At 43.7% G+C, this 18,178-nt stretch carries 13 protein-coding genes; 6 read left to right on the forward strand and 7 right to left on the reverse strand.

The annotated features are described in order from the left end of the window. Nucleotides 1–16 precede the first annotated feature (16 nt). The 5 genes from AC1XUD_RS16545 to AC1XUD_RS16565 all read left to right on the forward strand — a co-directional run bounded on the left by AC1XUD_RS16545 (nt 17) and on the right by AC1XUD_RS16565 (nt 12,160). Nucleotides 17–1,780 carry a phospho-sugar mutase gene (locus tag AC1XUD_RS16545; RefSeq protein ID WP_483362137.1) on the forward strand — a complete coding sequence of 588 codons (1,764 nt, stop codon included), beginning with the start codon at nt 17–19 and terminating at the stop codon, nt 1,778–1,780. A 199-nt stretch (nt 1,781–1,979) separates the two neighbouring features. After that, on the forward strand, nt 1,980–3,047 hold the full coding sequence (locus AC1XUD_RS16550) for a carboxypeptidase-like regulatory domain-containing protein (RefSeq protein WP_483362138.1): 1,068 nt from the start codon (nt 1,980–1,982) through the stop codon (nt 3,045–3,047). Between the two features lie 462 nt (nt 3,048–3,509). Then, nucleotides 3,510–6,698, forward strand: coding sequence for a SusC/RagA family TonB-linked outer membrane protein (locus AC1XUD_RS16555; protein ID WP_483362139.1), 3,189 nt, complete (start codon nt 3,510–3,512; stop codon nt 6,696–6,698). Nucleotides 6,699–6,726: 28 nt separating this feature from the next. Further along, nucleotides 6,727–8,505: a RagB/SusD family nutrient uptake outer membrane protein gene (locus tag AC1XUD_RS16560; RefSeq protein ID WP_483362140.1), complete on the forward strand. Its 1,779-nt coding sequence runs from the start codon at nt 6,727–6,729 to the stop codon at nt 8,503–8,505. 58 nt (nt 8,506–8,563) lie between these two features. After that, nucleotides 8,564–12,160: a VCBS repeat-containing protein gene (locus AC1XUD_RS16565; protein WP_483362141.1), complete on the forward strand. Its 3,597-nt coding sequence runs from the start codon at nt 8,564–8,566 to the stop codon at nt 12,158–12,160. A 48-nt stretch (nt 12,161–12,208) separates the two neighbouring features. Here AC1XUD_RS16565 and AC1XUD_RS16570 read toward each other — a convergent pair whose 3' ends face one another. The 5 genes from AC1XUD_RS16570 to AC1XUD_RS16590 all read right to left on the reverse strand — a co-directional run bounded on the left by AC1XUD_RS16570 (nt 12,209) and on the right by AC1XUD_RS16590 (nt 14,244). Next, complete coding sequence (locus AC1XUD_RS16570) at nt 12,209–12,613, reverse strand: Hsp20/alpha crystallin family protein (RefSeq protein WP_483362142.1); 405 nt, start codon at nt 12,611–12,613, stop codon at nt 12,209–12,211. 52 nt (nt 12,614–12,665) lie between these two features. Continuing rightward, nucleotides 12,666–12,848, reverse strand: coding sequence for a hypothetical protein (locus tag AC1XUD_RS16575; RefSeq protein WP_483362143.1), 183 nt, complete (start codon nt 12,846–12,848; stop codon nt 12,666–12,668). A gap of 2 nt (nt 12,849–12,850) precedes the next feature. Beyond that, on the reverse strand, nt 12,851–13,195 hold the full coding sequence (locus AC1XUD_RS16580) for a hypothetical protein (protein WP_483362144.1): 345 nt from the start codon (nt 13,193–13,195) through the stop codon (nt 12,851–12,853). Nucleotides 13,196–13,321: 126 nt separating this feature from the next. Beyond that, nucleotides 13,322–13,684, reverse strand: a complete 363-nt coding sequence (locus AC1XUD_RS16585; protein ID WP_483362145.1) for a hypothetical protein — start codon at nt 13,682–13,684, stop codon at nt 13,322–13,324. Between the two features lie 11 nt (nt 13,685–13,695). After that, nucleotides 13,696–14,244: an RNA polymerase sigma factor gene (locus tag AC1XUD_RS16590; protein WP_483362146.1), complete on the reverse strand. Its 549-nt coding sequence runs from the start codon at nt 14,242–14,244 to the stop codon at nt 13,696–13,698. A gap of 210 nt (nt 14,245–14,454) precedes the next feature. Between AC1XUD_RS16590 and AC1XUD_RS16595 the strand changes: the two genes are divergently transcribed. Continuing rightward, on the forward strand, nt 14,455–15,030 hold the full coding sequence (locus tag AC1XUD_RS16595) for a porin family protein (RefSeq protein ID WP_483362147.1): 576 nt from the start codon (nt 14,455–14,457) through the stop codon (nt 15,028–15,030). A gap of 137 nt (nt 15,031–15,167) precedes the next feature. Here AC1XUD_RS16595 and AC1XUD_RS16600 read toward each other — a convergent pair whose 3' ends face one another. After that, on the reverse strand, nt 15,168–16,418 hold the full coding sequence (locus AC1XUD_RS16600) for an asparagine synthetase B (protein ID WP_483362148.1): 1,251 nt from the start codon (nt 16,416–16,418) through the stop codon (nt 15,168–15,170). Nucleotides 16,419–16,509: 91 nt separating this feature from the next. Then, nucleotides 16,510–18,105 carry an amidase gene (locus AC1XUD_RS16605; RefSeq protein ID WP_483362149.1) on the reverse strand — a complete coding sequence of 532 codons (1,596 nt, stop codon included), beginning with the start codon at nt 18,103–18,105 and terminating at the stop codon, nt 16,510–16,512. Between the last annotated feature and the right edge of the window lie 73 nt (nt 18,106–18,178).

Here is an 18,178-nt window from a genome sequence, read left to right on the forward strand (position 1 = left end):
TACCAAATTTTTAACTATGACCACGCAATTAGAACCGAACGTACTGGAGAAAGTAAATACCTGGTTAAATGGAGAATATGACATCGATACCAAACAGTATATTCAAAAATTAATAGATGATGCAAATGAAACTGAGCTGACGGATTCATTTTACAAAGATCTTGAATTTGGAACAGGTGGCCTTCGGGGGCTGATCGGCGTTGGTTCAAACAGAATGAACCGATATACTGTCGGCACTGCAACTCAAGGCCTCGCGAATTATCTGAACAAAACTTTCCCGGGACAAGAAATTAAAGTGGCAATCGCATACGACAGCCGGATTAAGTCGGATGAATTTGCCGGAATTATTGCGGATATCTTTTCGGCGAACGGTATCACTGTCTACCTTTTCGAAGCGCTGAGACCTACGCCGGAGTTGTCTTTCGCCATTCGTTTGCTGGGTTGCAAAAGTGGGGTAGTGGTAACTGCATCACACAATCCAAAGGAATATAATGGATATAAGGCTTACTGGACAGACGGGTCGCAGGTAGTTGCTCCTCATGACACGAATGTAATCGATGAGGTGAATGCTATTACTTCCATTGACGAAATCAGATTTGCTGGCGATCCTTCCAAAATCATCAAGATCGGTGCAGATGTGGATGAGAAATATCTGGCGCATATCCTTTCGCTTTCAATATCAAAGGATGCGATTGCGCGTCAGAAGGATTTGAAAATTGTATATACACCTTTGCATGGAACAGGCGTGACTCTTGTACCGCAATTGCTTAAAAAAATGGGCTTTGAGTCTGTGACTGTAATTGAGGAACAAGCTGAACCTGCTGGAAATGGTCAATTCCCGACTGTGGTATATCCAAATCCGGAGGAAAGCGAAGCGATGTCGATTGCTGTTAACAAGGCAAAAGAGATCGATGCTGATTTGGTTCTGGGAACGGATCCTGATTCTGACCGTGTGGGTATCGCTGTGAAAAATCACCATGGCGAAATCCAGCTTTTGAATGGAAATCAGACGGCAAGCGTCTTGATTTACTATCTGTTAAACGCATGGAAAGATGCAGGAAAATTAACAGGGACACAGTTTGTTTGTAAAACAATCGTGACGACTGACCTGATCGACAAGATGGCAGAGTCATATGATGTCAATTGCTACAATACGCTGACGGGTTTCAAATATATCGCTCAGGTTATTCGTGAGAAGGAAGGCAAGGAACAGTTTATCGGTGGTGGTGAAGAAAGCTACGGATATCTGATTGGTGACGCAGTGAGAGATAAGGACGCAATTGCATCTTGTGCAGTAATCGCCGAGTTAACCGCATATGCGAAAGACAAGGGATTAAGTCTCTTCGATATGCTGATGGAAATTTATAAGCAATTTGGTTTCTATTATGAAGGCTTGATTTCCCTGACTAAAAAAGGGAAGGCAGGAGCGGACGAAATTCAGCAAATGATGGCTGACTTCCGCGCAAATCCTCCGAAGTCAATTGCAGGCTCAACTGTGATCCGCATGGACGACTACAAAGCTTTGACAACTACAGACTTTGGATCGGGTGTAACCACAGCAATTCCTTCCGGGGAAATGGGAATCGAATCGTCAAACGTTTTGCAGTTCTTTACAGAAGACGGAACCAAGTTCACTTGCCGTCCTTCCGGTACTGAGCCTAAGATTAAATTCTATGTAGGTGTTCGTGCAGTACTCGAAAAGAATGAAGATTTTGATGCGGTATATGCAAGTCTGAAAGAAAAAGTAAACGCGATCGGAACTGAGCTTAATCTTAAATAATTATTTTTTGATTAAAATATAGGGCTGGAACTCTTTTGTTAAGGGTTCCAGCCTTTTTCTATGCTCAATTTTCTCGAAGTTTGCAGTTCTTTGCAACACAAATTGATAGCTGATAGTACCCACATTAGCAATACTCGAAGTTATAATGACAAGGATTGGACATTTTCTTAAAGCGATTTTTTTATTAATTGCTGTTTTCATGGGCGAAACTTCTTACGCTCAGGGCGGAAAGGTGACGTTAACTGGAAAAGTTACTGATGAGAAAAACGGTCTGCCTTTGCCATTTGCAAATGTATTTCTGAACAACTCGTCCATCGGTACCAATGCCGATGGAAATGGAAACTATAAATTAGCAGACCTGCCGATCGGTACGCTGGAAATTGCAGTCACTTTTCTGGGTTACGAGACTATCAAGCAAACATTGAGATTTGAAACACCAGGTACGAAAACCGTTATCTTCAAGATGCGTGAAGGTATGCAGTTGGGAGCAGTCACGATTCATGCAAAAAAAAATAAGAAAAGAGAGAGGGATATAAAGACTATTACCAAGGAACTGCTAGGAAACAGCAAATTCAGCAAGCAATGCCAGTTAATGAATACAGAGGTATTGCGCATTTCGTCAGAAGATGGTCACGTGGGTGCGCAAACTACAAGTCCTCTGATTATTGAAAACAACGCGCTTGGGTATCGGATCTATCAGGATCTGGATGATTTCGATTATTATAATGGCAAAGTTTATTATGGGGGGGCGACTCGTTTTGAATTATTAAAACCAAAAGATGAGGCACAAAAAAAGTTGTGGAGAGCCAATCAGGAAGCTGCGTATAAAGGCTCATTGAAAAACTTACTGGCGAGCATGGTTTCAGACAGTTTGGTAGAAAACGGGTTTCGGGTTTATCAGGAAATTCCCGATTCGCTTCGGTTCTCGTCGATGCGGCCTTCCAATGGATACAATAGTATTTCAAATCACATTAACACCAGGATCACGCTCGTGAGAGGCGAAAAGCTTATCCGCCCGGGTGAGCTGGAAAATGAACGCCTTGTCGTTTCATCCACTAAGTTGGAAGTATTTAATATGAAAAAGAAAGGGAGGTCGTTATACCCCGATATGCCCTATGCCTATACCCAGATCACGCTCCCTCGCGGTTATATGATTATTACGCCAGAAGGCTGGGTAGTTATGCCAATGTCGTTCGAAATCGCCGGTGATCTGGGAAATGATCGCTTTTCAACGCTACTTCCTGCAGACTGGGTTCGGGATCTTTAGAGCCGTTGTCGGGTCATATACAGCTTCTTTTTTCATTGCATACGTATACATTAAGACGTTACAGGGCTTTTTGTTATGCTGATTTTGTAGTAGAAGAATTATCGTTCGCATAATTTATTGTACAATATAAAGATATACTTATTCTATATCTTTATATGTCGAATGAAATGTCAATTATACAATTATTAGAATAAGACATTTTCTATACGAGGTTAATATTTTAACTATGTAACTTCAGGGTATTTAAGTTGTTGCTAAACAAATATTTACACACTTGCTGGGATTAAAATTTGATTAAAAATACGAACTCTCTATTGTAAAAGTCCTATTTTTCTAGCACATGATCTATTGGAATAGTACAAAATAAATAAAAAATAAGCATATACTTTCAAGTATAGAATTATTGTACGATATTAATGCATATTTTTGAGAGAAGTACGATTATTAACCTAACAAAACATTATGAAAAAATTCTATCTGTTTAGCAGAAGAAGCTTCTTCTTTTGTATGTTGCTGTGCCTTTTAGGTTCGGCAATTTTTGCTCAAGATCGAACCATCACCGGTAAAGTTTCTGAAAATTCGACCGGTTCGGGGTTGCCAGGTGCGAGCGTCACAGTAAAGGGGTCTTCCACCATCGGTAGTACAACAGATGCTGAGGGAAACTACACCCTGAAAATTCCATCAAATGCCTCAGTTCTTGTTTTTTCCTTTATTGGCTACATTGCCAAGGAAGTCGCGATTGGGAACCAAAGTGTTGTAGATGTTCAGCTCGCCAGTGATGTCAGTGCGCTTGAAGAGGTTATTGTAACTGGTTATGGATCCCAATCAAGAAGGGATATCACCGGATCGGTAACGACAGTGAATGCGAAAGATTTACAATCTGTGCCCGCTACAACGTTTGCACAGCAGCTACAGGGACGTGCGTCCGGTCTTAACATCGTTAATGACGCGACACCCGGTGGAAATGCAACAGTTCGTATCAGAGGTTTTGGTACGATCGGTAACAATGACCCATTATTTATCATCGACGGTGTGCCTACCGAGAACCAAGGCAATTTGAATCCAAACGATATTGAAACCATTCAGATCCTCAAGGATGCATCTGCTGCATCTATTTACGGTTCACGTGCTGCGAATGGTGTAGTTATTATTACAACAAAACGAGGTAAGGTCGGTAAGCCCGTTATTTCTTTCAATGCGTATTTCGGAACCCAAAAAGCTTCAGAAGACGTACAGGCTTTGAATGCGAAGGATTTGGGTACTTATCTTTATCTGGCTGACAAATATGCTGGCAAAACACCAACTCATGGACAGTATACATTTGGCGCTAATGGCGAGGTAACAATCCCTGACTATGTATTTCCAAGCAAAGGCAAAGAAGGGACTCCCGAAGTAGACCCCGCGAAGTATTCTTTGGCACCCGGAAACATATACGCGATCACCAGAGCAGCAGACACCGATTGGTGGAAAGAGGTTACAGAAAGAGCACCAATTCAAAACTACCAGGTTTCGGCAAGTGGTGGTAGCGAAAATAGCCGGTATGCGCTTTCCTTGGGGTATTTCAATCAAAAAGGGGTTGTTAAATTCATAGGCTACGACCGTTTTACCATTAGAGCGAACACTGAATTCTCTGCTTTGGGCAAGCGCTTACGGATCGGTGAGAATCTTGCGGTATCGTTTGATAATCGTAAGGGAGGTTTTGGTAATAACGATGAGCAAAATGCGGTATCAGGAAGTTACAAACATCACCCGTTGCTTCCGATTTATGACATTGCAGGTAATTTTGCAGGATCCCGTGGAGCTAACCTTGGAAATAACTCCAACCCATATGCTACGCTATATCGTCAGCAGGACAACAGAACTTATCGTCTGCGTGTCTTCGGAAATGCATATGGAGAGTTTGATATCATTCCTAACCTTACCGTCAAAACAAGTTTAGGGATCGATGGTGTAAGTCAGCGTGGTCGCTATATAGGAAGGGCGAACCCGGAATATGTTGAGGGTAGTTTTGTGAACAGCTCGCAAGCGGAGGATAAATATTCCTACCAATGGGTTTGGACGAATACGCTGAGCTATTCCAAATCATTTGGCGCGAATCACAAAGTTGACGCATATGTAGGAATAGAAGCGATTCGTGAATTTGGGGAGACGTTTGGAGCGGCCCGTCAGGGATATGCTTTTGAAATCCCGGCAATTATAAGTTATCTGAATCTGGGGGATGCGACGAAAGCAACCAACTACGGTGGTACCGACAAGGACTACAGTCTTTATTCTCAATTCGGTAAACTGAACTATTCTTACGCGGATAAATACCTTGTACAGTTTATTCTTCGTAGAGATGCGTCCTCAAGATTCCAACAGGCTTCTCGTAGCGCTGTTTTTCCGGCGTTCAGTGCTGGATGGCGCTTGTCTGATGAGAACTTCATGAAGGATCTGACGTTTATTTCCAATTTGAAACTGAGATATGGTTGGGGTAAAACCGGTAACCAGAAAATCGGGGATTACAACGCCTTTACAACCTATCGTTCCGATATTTTCCACGCAGGATATCCTATCGACGGATCCGGAAGCCAGCCGACAATCGGATATGATGCGGCTTCTTTTGGAAACCCGAATGCGAAATGGGAGACAACAACTTCAAACAACCTTGGTTTGGACGCATCATTCCTGAACGGAGCTTTAACCTTCGAAATAGACTTCTGGAATAGAAAAACAACAGACATGCTGTTTTCAACGCCAATCACGTTCACTGCAGGTGATGCCAATGCGCCGTCTTTCAATGTCGGTGGGATGACCAACAAAGGAATTGACTTGGGTATCAGCTACAAGAATAATTCGAAGAACGGAGATTTCAGATATGGTGGCTCGGTCAATTATTCGATGTACCGGAACAATGTGGACAAATTGGATGAAAGTCCGAACACTAAATATTTTGGATCAGGATCACGTGTTCCAGCCGTGACGCTTACACAAGCAGGTTTACCGCTTTCTTCTTACTATGGATACCAAGTTTTGGGCATATTCCAGTCGGATGAAGAGGCCAAAGCGTGGGCACCATATGGCTCGTATAACAAGGCAGGTAAATTCAAAATGGCGGATATAAACGGTGACGGTAAAATCACGGATGATGACAGGACGGTTATCGGAAATCCTCACCCGGATTTTGTATACGGTATAAGCTTGAACCTTGGTTACAAAGCTTTCGATTTGACTGTATTCGGTAACGGTGTGGTTGGTAATGAGATCTTTAACTATGTTCGTTATTTTACTGACTTCAACACCTTTCAGGGAAATCGTGCGAAAAGAGCACTATATGATGCCTGGCAGCCTGATCACAAAAGTGGAACTGTTCCAATCATGGATGCAGATGACCAGATCAGTAGCCGGCCTTCGAGCTACTTCGTTGAAAAGGGAACCTATTTCAGGATGAAAAACGTGCAGCTGACTTACTCGCTGCCAAGAGCAGCCGGAGCTAAAGCAGGTTTCAGTAACGCCCAGATTTACATACAGGCTCAAAACCTTTTCACCGCGACAAAATACACAGGTCTTAATCCTGAAATCCAGGCAGGAACTGACAATACGATCGGCTTTGACGGAGGCTATATGCCAGTTTCCAGAACGTTTCTGTTAGGTTTAAACTTCGCATTTTAATTTTAAAACCTGGCTAACTAACTGATATATGAAAACGACAATAACGAAATATATACTTTGCGCAGGTTTAGTTATACTGGTAATTACCGCGTGTAAAGAGGAATTTTTAACTAGAGACCCGCAGGGGCAATATAGCCCGACTGCCCTGAAAACGCCGAATGGTGTCGAAGGTTTGTTGCTGGGTGCATATGCAATGATCGATGGTCAGGGACTTGACGGCCAGGATTCGTGGAATAACGACGTTCAAAGTTGGGTGTTCGGCGGAATTGCTTCTGATGATTCCTACAAAGGAACGGATGCGGGTGACCAGCCGGAACAATCCTTTATCGAAAAATGGGATTTTCAACCAACTAATAACCATATCAAGAACAAGTGGAGAGGGTTATATAAAGGTGTGGCCAGAACGAATGATATGATCAATACGCTTGCGGAGGTGCCTGAGGTGACGGATGCCAGACGAAAAACGATGATAGCCGAAGCCAGATTCTTGAGAGGATTTTACCACTTTGAGGCCAAGAAAATGTGGAAAACAGTACCTTATATAGATGAAAAAACGTACAATCTGAATGATCTGGAGAGTACGAAGGTGCCGAACGATCAGAACATATGGCCAATGATTGAGGCCGATTTTCAGGCAGCAATTGATGGATTGCCAGAAACTCAGGCTCAGGTGGGACGTCCGACAAAATGGGCGGCGAAGGCATTCCTGGCGAAAGCATATATGTATCAGGGTTGGGATGTATACACAGGCGCCCCTAATACGGCAGTACTTCAGAAAGCCAAAACGCTTCTCGAGGAGATTGTGAACTCTGGCAAGTTTTCACTGGTACCTAATTTTCAGAACAACTTTTTGATTGGTTCCAGGAACAATGCGGAGTCTATATTCGAAGTACAATATGCTGTGTCAAGTGCATCCGGTGATGCGGCTGATGCAGGTGTTGGGCTTGCTCACCCTTATATTGATCCATGGGGCTGCTGCGGTTTTTACCAACCTTCCCAAAATTTGGTAAATAGCTATAAAACTGGCGCAGACGGTTTGCCTTTGCTGGATACATTCAATGATTCGGATGTTAAAAATGACCAAGGGCTGAAATACGCTGATCCATTTGTCCCATATGCAGGTACATTGGACCCTCGTGTGGACTTTACAGTTGGAAGAAGAGGGATTTTGTTTAAGGACTTTAAAATCCACGGTAGTGATTTTATCCGTGATCAGACTTACGCGGGACCATATTCTCCTAAAAAGCATATCGCTGAAAAAGCAGGCTTTGGTATAAATGGATGGGGTAACCTCTCCAGTAACAATTATAGAATCATGCGGTATGGTATGATATTGCTATGGCTGGCAGAATGCAACGTAGAATTAGGTGCTCTCGACGAGGCCAGAGAATTGGTCAATCAAGTCCGGACCCGCGCCGCGAATCCTGCCTTTTTCGTAAAAAAAGCGGTTCAAGGCCCAGCCTCGCGTGACGATTTCACCGTACTTGACGAACCGGCTGCCAACTATCTGATCAAAACTTACGATAAACCGTGGACTGACGTGGCGACAGCCAGAAAGGCGGTACGCTTCGAAAACAGATTGGAATTTGCAATGGAAGGCCACCGTTTCTTCGACCTCGTTAGATGGGGCATAGCTGCCGAAACGCTCAATAAGTATAACGAAGCTGAGCAGAACAAACGCGTCTACAAAAAAGGTGCGGTATTCACCAAAAACAAAAACGAGTATTTTCCTATTCCTCAGGAAGCCATCGACCGTTCTTACAAGGCGGGTGCAGCTACTTTGGTTCAGGATCCGGCTTATAAATAACTTTAATCAGGGTACATTGAGTATAAAAGTGGGGGAGATTCCCTCACTTTTTGCTTTAATGAGAAATATCCTTTTTATTTCCAAAAAGAACGAAAAAGCTGGTATGGCAAAAACGATCCGGACATGGATTCCCGTCCTTCTGTTAGGAATCTTATGGATTTCATGTAAGCAAGAGAAGCGGTTTACAAGGTTGGAAAGCGACGACACAGGGATCGATTTTTCCAACCGTATTTCCGAAAATGACACGATGAACGTCCTGTCTTTCGAGTACATCTACAACGGAGGCGGCGTCGCGATCGGCGATTTCAATAATGACAGCCTGCCCGATGTTTATTTCACGGGCAACTGCGTCGACAACAAACTATATCTTAACAAAGGGGATTTTCATTTTGAGGATGTTACAAAAAAAGCCGGTGTTGCCGCTCACGACAGGTGGTCTTCCGGGGTCGCAGTAGTCGATATCAACAACGACGGAAAGCTGGACTTGTATGTGTGCAATACTGTTCGCAAGGTAGCCTCGCAGCGTGAAAATTTGCTATATGTCAATCAGGGTAATGACGAAGATAATGTGCCTGTTTTTAAAGAAATGGGGAAAGCATATGGCATAGCCGATACTACACACACCACCAACGCTGCCTTTTTTGACTATGATAATGACGGCGACCTCGATCTTTTTCTGGTAGTCAATGAAATGGATAACACTTTTTATCCCAACAAATATCACGAGAAGATTAAAGATGGATCCTCAAGAACCACAGACCGGCTTTACCGTTGCGATTGGGATAGTCTGGGCAGCCATCCTGTTTACACCAATGTTTCAAAACAAGCCGGAATTTTAACGGAAGGATTTGGGCTCGGTGTGAATGTGACGGATATCAATCAGGATGGGTGGAAAGATATATATGTAACCAATGACTATGTCACGAATGATTTGCTTTATATCAACAACCATGATGGCACGTTTACAGATCGAGCGGGCCAATATTTCGGGCACACTTCCTATTCCGCAATGGGTAACGATGTGGCAGACTTGAACAATGACGGTCTGCCTGATATCGTGGCTTTGGATATGATGCCCAATACTAATCGCCGGAAGAAGATGATGACGCCCGCGAATAGTTATATCACCTATCAGAACAACGAAAAATGGGGGTATCAGTACCAGACAGCCAGAAATACACTGCAATTGAACCAAGGCAAAGTTTCAGGCTATGACAATAATCCGGTTTTTTCAGAAATAGGCTTATTAAGCGGCATAGCCCAAACCGACTGGAGCTGGACGCCGTTGGTAACCGATTTTGATAATGATGGTTATCGTGATATTATCGTAACGAATGGCTTTCCGAAAGACATTACCGATATGGATTTTATGGTATATCGGGCGTCGGTGGAGCGGATTATGTCGAAGATGATGCTTCTTGAACAGGTTCCTTCGGTCAAAATCAAAAACTTCGCATATCATAATCAGGGCGATCTTACCTTTAAAGATGTTACGGACGATTGGGGGATTGACGTTCCCAGTTTTTCAAATGGTGCTGCATATGTGGACCTGGACAACGACGGTGACCTCGATTGGATTGTCAATAATATCAATGATTCGGCTTTTGTTTATAAGAACAATACGCGGAAAATCAGTGAAAAGGCGCCTAATTTCCTTCGGATCGCTTTTCACGGAGAACACCATAACAGAAACGGTATCGGGGCGATCGCCGACATCAGTTACGGGCAAAACCAACAACAAACTGCTGAAAATTCGCCGTTCCGTGGATATCTATCTTCCATGGAGCCCTTGGTTCATTTTGGTTTGGGAGATATCGCTGATATTAAATCATTGACAATCACCTGGCCAGGTGGAAAAAAACAGATACTGAAGGATGTAAAGGCAAATCAGGTGCTCCATGTGTTTGAAAAGAATGCAATTGTTCAGGATATCAAACCAGATGTGCTACCGACGACATTCATGAATGTTACTTCTTCTTTGGCGATACCTTATGTACATTCAGAAAGTGACGTAATCGATTTTAATGTCCAAAAACTATTACCGCATAAACTTTCCCAATATGGTCCGGGAATGGCGGTCGCCGATGTAAATGGTGACGGTTTGGAAGATATTTTTATTGGCGGTTCCATGGGCCACAAGGGGCGTTTTTTGATTCAGAAAAAGGGGGGAGGTTTTACAAATGAGGACCGATTGCCAGGAACGGACGGGGAGGGTAAAAATGCCGAAGATATGGGCGTGTTGCTGTTTGACGCCGACATGGATGGCTACGACGATCTCTATATAGTAAGTGGCAGCTACGAAACCGACACAACTTCGAGCGGATTGCAGGATCGTTTTTATCGCAATATGGGTGCGGGTCGGTTTGAGTTACTGCCCGATGCGCTGCCTTCTTTTTCCAAAAGCGGGTCCTGTATCCGTGCTGCCGACTTTGATCGTGATGGCGATCTTGATCTTTTTGTTGGTGGGCGGGTGAAACCTGGAGCTTATCCTGTCTCGGTGTCCAGCTATATTTTGCGCAATGATTCCAATGGAGGGAAGGTTAAATTCACCAATGTTACTTCTCAACTCGCTCCTGAATTGAACAATATCGGCCTCGTTTGCGATGCGTTATGGTCGGATGTCGACAATGACAACTGGCCCGATCTGGTACTTGCCGGGGAGTGGATGCCAATCACAGTTTTGAGAAATAGCAACGGTAAATTCCAAAAGTCCAGTTCGGGGCTGGAGAAAGCAAAAGGTTTATGGGGTAGCCTTGTTGCCGGAGATTTTGATAATGACGGTGATATGGATTATGTAGCTGGTAATCTGGGTGTTAACTCATTCATGAAAGCTACAGATGCGGAACCGACTTCGATCTATGCCGCCGATTTTAACAAAGACGGTTATTTTGACGCTATTCCAACGGTATATTACCCCGACGATCAGGGAGTGAAAAAGGAATTTCCGTATAATAACCGCGACGAAATGGGCAAGCAAATTATTCAGGTTCGGCAGAGATTTCAGGAGTATTCCAAGTTTTCAGACGCCGGAATTACGGATATATTCAAGCCGGAAGAGTTGAAAGAAGCGTTGATCATGCGGGCGAACTGGATGCAAAGCAGTTTCCTGGAAAATGATGGAAAGGGGAATTTCATAATCAAAGCGCTTCCTATTCAAGCTCAGTTAGCGCCGGTTTTCGGGATGATTTCGAACGATTTCGACAATGACGGAAATCTGGATGTGTTGTTGGTAGGTAATGATTATGGCTCAGACCTAATCGTTGGGCGGTACGATGCATCGCACGGGCTGTTGTTGAAAGGAGACGGCAAAGGAAGTTTTGTAGCCCTATCTGCTCAGGTTAGCGGGTTTCGCGTGGACGGCAATGCGAAAGCAATGGTCAATCTGGTGAATGGAAATGGTAAAGTGTTGACTGTATCCTCCCGAAACCGGGACTCGCTCAGCGTTCATGAATGGCGCATTTCACCCAAAGCCATTCGGGTTACTGCGCTGGAATCTTCTGCAGTAATTGTTCTAAAAAATGGGAAACAAAGAAAAGTGGATCTGAGTTATGGCTCTTCCTTTTTGTCGGCATCGACCAGAAATTTGCTGGCTCCTACCGATGCGAAGAATATTAAAATCACAGACTCAAAAGGAAAAGAACGTCTCGTAAAATAAAGAGCTCTCATCGGATTGCGGTCCGATGAGAGCCTTTGTTCGTGGCTATTAAATAATTTCGATTGTCTGGCCTTCCTGATTTACGGAGGGCAATACAGGAAGTTTGAGGCGTAGAATCCCGTTGATATATTCAGCAGTTACCAATTCTTTTTCAACTGGTTCTTCGAGAATAAAAGAGCGGTCGAATGAAACCTTACTAAATTCACGTCGCACCCAGTTTTGGGTTTCTGCCCGTTCTTCCGGCAACTGGTAGGATATCGACAGTTTGTTGCCCGTCAGATTAATCCTGAAATCTTCCTTGTTCCGGGCAGGAGCGAAGACCTCAATCTCGTAGCCGCCGTCCCATTTAATGATATTGACAGGAACTTTATATGTTCCATGATTTTGATTGAAATCGCCAAGAAATGGATGGCGCATGCGGTGGCCAAACCGGCCGTGGTGTTGATTACACATGTTTTTTTGAGTTAATGACTAAGGTTGTTTGCCCTAAATCGGTGTATATATATTAAAATTGCTCAGCTGGTTTTTGGCCTGGAGCATCCCTCTTACCCCACGTTTTCGAATACCAGCGGGAATGGCAATGTTTTCCCCGATATGCATTGTATTTCTCCCCAACGGTCAGCTCAAGTGCTCCGGCTGTAATCAATGCTATTCCGAGCGCGGTTATAAATCTGGTCTTTCTGCTCATGGCTATATGGATATGGGTGATCTGTTAGAAGAATTGTCCCGAAGCGATTCGCGGTCATCATAAGCTTGCTGGTTTTGCCAACCATAAAACTGATTACGGAAACGTCTGTCGCCGAACCGGTCTTCAGCAAAATAATCTGAATATGGGTGTCCCGCATAGAAACGCCCGTGGTGAAAACGTCTTGAATGAAAGCCTCTTCCATAAAAACGGCGGGCGCGAAACCGTCTGAAAATAATGCTGATAAACAAGAGGATAAGGATCAGTTTAATCAACAAAAAAGGAAAGAGAAAAAGGAAAATCCCGCCTAGTAAACCAAAGCCTACTATCGATAAAATCTGTAATATCATGATACAAACGATTTAGTTGAACATAAAAAAACTGTACAGCTTGCGTGTACAGTTAGGTTGACGGATATCGGAGAGAATTACTTTAAACTTTGAAAAAATATTTTTGAATATCTTCCGGTACGACCTTCAGCGATTAAATCTGTTGTTACGTCTGTTAATCATTTCCTCGCGAAACTTCGCTCTTTCTTCATCTGTCATATGCCTCCATTTACTGCGCCATGAAGGATCTCCGCCCATATTTCCAAATCGATGTGGGCCAGGCTGGCGACCCCACTGGCGACTTCCCGGTCCTCCGAAACTGCCAAAGAGAATCCTGCACAATGCTAGCAGACCCACCGCCTGCCAATATGAAATCACTGTGACGGACAGTACCGCCACGAGTACAGTATTCCATAGAAACCGAACCACAAATCCGAGCCCTAAAATGGCGATTATGAAAAAGACTGGAAAAAAGGGAAAATGCGCCTTATATGGTCTTGGTTGTCTCATCTTATTCTATATTAATAATTTACAAATTCCTGATATACAGACTCCAACCGTTTACGGAGATGCGTTACAGCATATTTTTTTCGGGAAATGAGTGTTTTGATGTTTTCCCCCGTTTTTTCTGATATCTCCCTGAACGTCATGTTTTCCAGTTCATTCCAAATAAATACTTGCTTCTGATCTTTGGGGAGCTCGTCGAGCGCAATATTCAGTTGTTCCCAAAAAAGCTCTTTCATATAAACCGTTTCCGGCGTGTTGTCTTCTGCCAAAAGTATTTCACGGATATGAGAATTGCCTTCATCATCCCAAAAAATATCGTCTTCCAACGCCTCGGGCTGTTTTTTGCGATATTTGTCGATAATTCTGTTGCGTGCAACGCGGTACAGCCATGCGCTCATCTGTTCAATTGCCTCCACTTCCGGAAAACTGCTCAGTTGGTACCACACGTCCTGTAGTATATCTTCCGCATCTTCGTCCGAATTAACCCTGCTGCGTATAAACGAGAGCAGCTGTTTTCCATAGCTTCTGACGGTCTGAACTATATTTGATCCCTGGTGCGACAATATATATTGGGTATGACTTTTTCGGGCAGACGAATCACTCAGGAAATTACTTTAAATTTTCCAACAAAATTTTTCCAGACGTCCAATCAGCAATCAAAAGCCGTCCTGAATTCTCAGGAGCGGACATCAAACTATCTGTATGTGGTTGGAATGATTTTTTAATATTACCAAAAGATAGGGAATGTTCCCGCACACGAAATAACATGAAGTATGAAAAAGTTAGTTCTAGTTTTTGCAGTTTTCTGTGCCAGCTTCACTGCTGCTCAGGCTCAGCTTTCTTTCGGCCCGAAAGTAGGTGTCAATATGAGTAATTATATGGGCGGAGATATTAAATCCGATGCATTGGTCGGATTTCATCTGGGAGGTATGTTGAATATGGCAGTTGGCAACACGTTCTCCATTCAGCCAGAAGTGTTGTTTTCAACACAAGGAGCGAAGATCGAAGACAACGGTCAAAAGAGGGAATTCAAGACAACCTATGTTACCGTGCCCGTAATGTTCAAATTCAGGGCGCAGAAGGGACTCTATTTTGAGTTAGGCCCACAGGCTGGTTTCAAAACGTCAGAGAATATTCCAGATCAAACGATAGATAATTTTGCCAAAAATCTGGATCTGGCGGGTGCCGTTGGTCTTGGTTTTCAGGCAGCTGGAGGATTTGGTGTGGGTGCAAGGTATGTGGCCGGTTTGTCAAAAGTAGGTAATTTTGATCAATCCAATATTGACCCTGATTTCAGAAACAGCGTCATCCAGGTAAGTGTATTTTACCTGATCGGGGGAAAGAGATAAACCCGGTTATCAACTCGTTGGTTAAAAAATTAATCTAAAAGTTGACCGAAAAAAGGCAAAACACGCAAAAGGGTCTGATAGGACATCTTCTGTGTGCTTTGCCTTTCATTTTTTTGCCTGGCTTGACGCCATAATACCTAAGTTTTACGTTTTTTCTTTCTGGCCGACGGGAATAATACATTATTTAAAATAAGCCTGTAACCGGGCGAGTTGGGATATAAATTTAAGTCGGTGGCCATTTTTCTGCCGCCACCGCCTCGTCCCTCGGGGTCGTGGCCGCCGTAAAACGTCCACTGTCCTCTTCCCAACTCTCCATAAATGTAGCGGTCTGAACGGGGGCTGGTTCCCATCACCAACACATTTGGCTTCACAGTTTCCTTTGTAAAAGCAGTAGTTTGTCCAAAAAATTCCCTAATCAGATGTTCATGATTTTGTACCAACATGCTGGGTATTACGTCCCATTTGGCAGAGAAGTCGAATATGGTGAAAAACTCTTCACTTCCACCTCCCCAATACCGACCGCCCGCCGAAGAATTAATATTTGAAAACGCAATGCCGTCATATTCATCCATCTGCAGCTTAAAATTCTGGAAGGCAAACGTTTTATCGAAATCCAGTTTTGAGTTTGCATTTGGATCACTTCCATCGCCGTCGATATTTTCGACGATATCTACTCCTTCCGCGGCAAGCGCAATATCAAAGGTTTCTGCTCCCGAGCACATGGCGAAGAGAAAGCCTCCGCCTGCACAGAACTCCTTAATTGATTTGGCCACTGCCAACTTCATTTGCGACACTTTTTTATAGCCAAACCTGCTGGCTATAGATTCCTGCGCTTTGATATCGGCTTCGGATACACGCCTTAAATTTCGTCCAAACTGTCCGGTAAAGTCTTCATGATGAAGGTGTACCCAGTCATATTTGGGAAGATCACCTCTCAGGATTTCTTCGTCATATATCACTTCGAACGGAATTTCAGCGTATTTTAATACCAACAAAACAGCATCCGTATTCTCGAATTCGGAAGGGCTGATTTTTATGGGGGAATAAACGGCGATTTTTGCGGCCTTATGGAGTTTTACATCACTCATGTTGACATTTTGTGCCTCGATCTCCGCGGTAACGCGTCTGCTCTCCGCGTCAGAAATCACTTCAAAAGACACTGCTCTCAACCGGCATTCATCTTCCAGAGCCTTCGTATATTTAATCATAAAACTGCCACCCCGATAATTCAGGAGCCAGTCGACGTCAATTTCTTCTTTCAGAAGTTTATATGCGATACCGTAAGCTTTTAAATGGTTCGTCTGGGACTGATCCATCGGTATCATGACAAAATTGGCAAACGCCCAATAGGGCAGAAGTGCCAGGAGCAATAAGGGAAGTCTCTTCATATCCGCACCCGTTTAAGTCCTTTACCAAATTTATCAAATAATTTCCAATTAATTATATGATAATCAGTGGGATAAGCGGGTGCAAAGTAAATTACAGCGATTTTATAAACTTTGGTTTGGTGCGGTTTTTACTGATTTGCTCATATGCGAATCCTATACTGATCAGTCCGGGTTCGTCATAAGCTTTACCCAAAAAACTAAGACCAACGGGCAATTCGTTTACCAAACCCATAGGAACGGTGATAGAGGGATATCCAGCCATGGCCGCGGGGCCATATGAACCATATCCTGTCCAGAAATCCCCATTCACTTTATCAATACACCACGATGGCCCTGTGGCTGGGCCACAAACAGCATCCAGTTGCTCTTCCTGAAATAGTTTGTTGAGATTTTTCCTCACGCCGATGACTTTCTCATATGCCGTTTTATATTCGGCGCTTTCCAGATTTCCCTTCGCCTGCGATTGTTCCAAAAGTTCTTGCTGGAAATAAGGCATTGCCTTTTCCTTGTTTTTGATGTTGAAAGCAATCAGCTCCTCCAGGTTTTTGACTTTACCATTCGCTCCGGAGAGATATTTATTCAAACCATCTTTGAATTCAAATCTTAGTAACTCACCTTCGGCATTACCCAGTTTCTGATTTACAAATTCTACTTCGACAATTGTTGCACCTTCCGCTTTCATTTGCTCGATGCTCTTCTCAAATAGTTTATCAATTCCTGCGGTCTTTTTCAAAAGCGTTTTTTCCACACCGATCCTCTTTCCCTTTAAACCGTCTGCCTTCAAAAATTGGGTATAATCGGTGAAGCTTTTCCCTGAACTGGTTTTTGTCACTTCATCGTTTGAATCGACGCCCACGATTGTACCTAGCAGCACGGCGGCATCGGCTACAGTTCTTCCAAAGGGACCAGCGGTGTCCTGCGTTTTTGAAATAGGTATGATGCCACTTCTGCTCACTAAACCGACCGTTGGTTTAATGCCAACAATGTTGTTCATTGATGCCGGACAGGCAATGGACCCGTTGGTTTCGGTACCGATTGATACTGAGCAGAGATTGGAAGCTACCGCTACCGCCGATCCTGAACTTGAGCCACAAGGAGAGCGGTCCAGTACATACGGATTATGGGTTTGCCCGCCACGGCTGCTCCATCCGCTTGACGAATTGGTAGACCTGAAATTGGCCCATTCGCTCATGTTGGTCTTGCCCAATATAATGGCCCCCGCTTTACGGAGCTGCTGGGCCACAAACGCGTCCGTTTTTGCAAAATTCCCTTCCATGGCGACTGATCCGGCAGTGGTTTGGAGTTGATCTGCTGTATCAATATTGTCTTTCAGAAGAACCGGAATTCCATGCAAAGGTCCTCTTTTCCGGCCGTTGTTTCTTTCAATATCCAGTTGATCCGCGATTTTCAGCGCCTCAGGATTGACTTGGATTATACTATTCAACCCGGTTTGAGACTGGTCTATATCCTTTATCCGTTGAAGATAATATTTGACCAGAGTTACTGAATTCAACGTTTTGGCATCCATAAGCATCTGAATCTGGTTTACAGGCATTTCTTCATACCCATCCTCGGGAGCATTTGAACTGAGTATGTTTGTGGCAAAAGAGAATGCTTTACCAGTTGACAACAAGAGTATAGATATGCCCGAGAAAGAACCTGAACGTAAAAAAGATCTGCGCTTCATATATGTCAGTAAGAGTAAGAGGTAGCCTAAATATAGTAAAGCATCTCCATAAAAACAGGCGGCGGAGGTCTCG

The organism is Dyadobacter sp. HNCC25DJ184 (genome assembly GCF_056895215.1).

What these genes read in the sequence shown, in the direction of transcription:
- AC1XUD_RS16555 (WP_483362139.1), top strand. Translation starts at nt 3,510, where the DNA reads ATGAAAAAATTCTATCTGTTTAGCAGAAGAAGCTTCTTCTTTTGTATG.
- AC1XUD_RS16570 (WP_483362142.1), bottom strand. Translation starts at nt 12,613, where the DNA reads ATGTGTAATCAACACCACGGCCGGTTTGGCCACCGCATGCGCCATCCA.
- AC1XUD_RS16580 (WP_483362144.1), bottom strand. Translation starts at nt 13,195, where the DNA reads ATGATATTACAGATTTTATCGATAGTAGGCTTTGGTTTACTAGGCGGG.
- AC1XUD_RS16560 (WP_483362140.1), top strand. Translation starts at nt 6,727, where the DNA reads ATGAAAACGACAATAACGAAATATATACTTTGCGCAGGTTTAGTTATA.
- AC1XUD_RS16565 (WP_483362141.1), top strand. Translation starts at nt 8,564, where the DNA reads ATGAGAAATATCCTTTTTATTTCCAAAAAGAACGAAAAAGCTGGTATG.
- AC1XUD_RS16595 (WP_483362147.1), top strand. Translation starts at nt 14,455, where the DNA reads ATGAAAAAGTTAGTTCTAGTTTTTGCAGTTTTCTGTGCCAGCTTCACT.
- AC1XUD_RS16585 (WP_483362145.1), bottom strand. Translation starts at nt 13,684, where the DNA reads ATGAGACAACCAAGACCATATAAGGCGCATTTTCCCTTTTTTCCAGTC.
- AC1XUD_RS16600 (WP_483362148.1), bottom strand. Translation starts at nt 16,418, where the DNA reads ATGAAGAGACTTCCCTTATTGCTCCTGGCACTTCTGCCCTATTGGGCG.
- AC1XUD_RS16605 (WP_483362149.1), bottom strand. Translation starts at nt 18,105, where the DNA reads ATGAAGCGCAGATCTTTTTTACGTTCAGGTTCTTTCTCGGGCATATCT.
- AC1XUD_RS16575 (WP_483362143.1), bottom strand. Translation starts at nt 12,848, where the DNA reads ATGAGCAGAAAGACCAGATTTATAACCGCGCTCGGAATAGCATTGATT.
- AC1XUD_RS16545 (WP_483362137.1), top strand. Translation starts at nt 17, where the DNA reads ATGACCACGCAATTAGAACCGAACGTACTGGAGAAAGTAAATACCTGG.
- AC1XUD_RS16550 (WP_483362138.1), top strand. Translation starts at nt 1,980, where the DNA reads ATGGGCGAAACTTCTTACGCTCAGGGCGGAAAGGTGACGTTAACTGGA.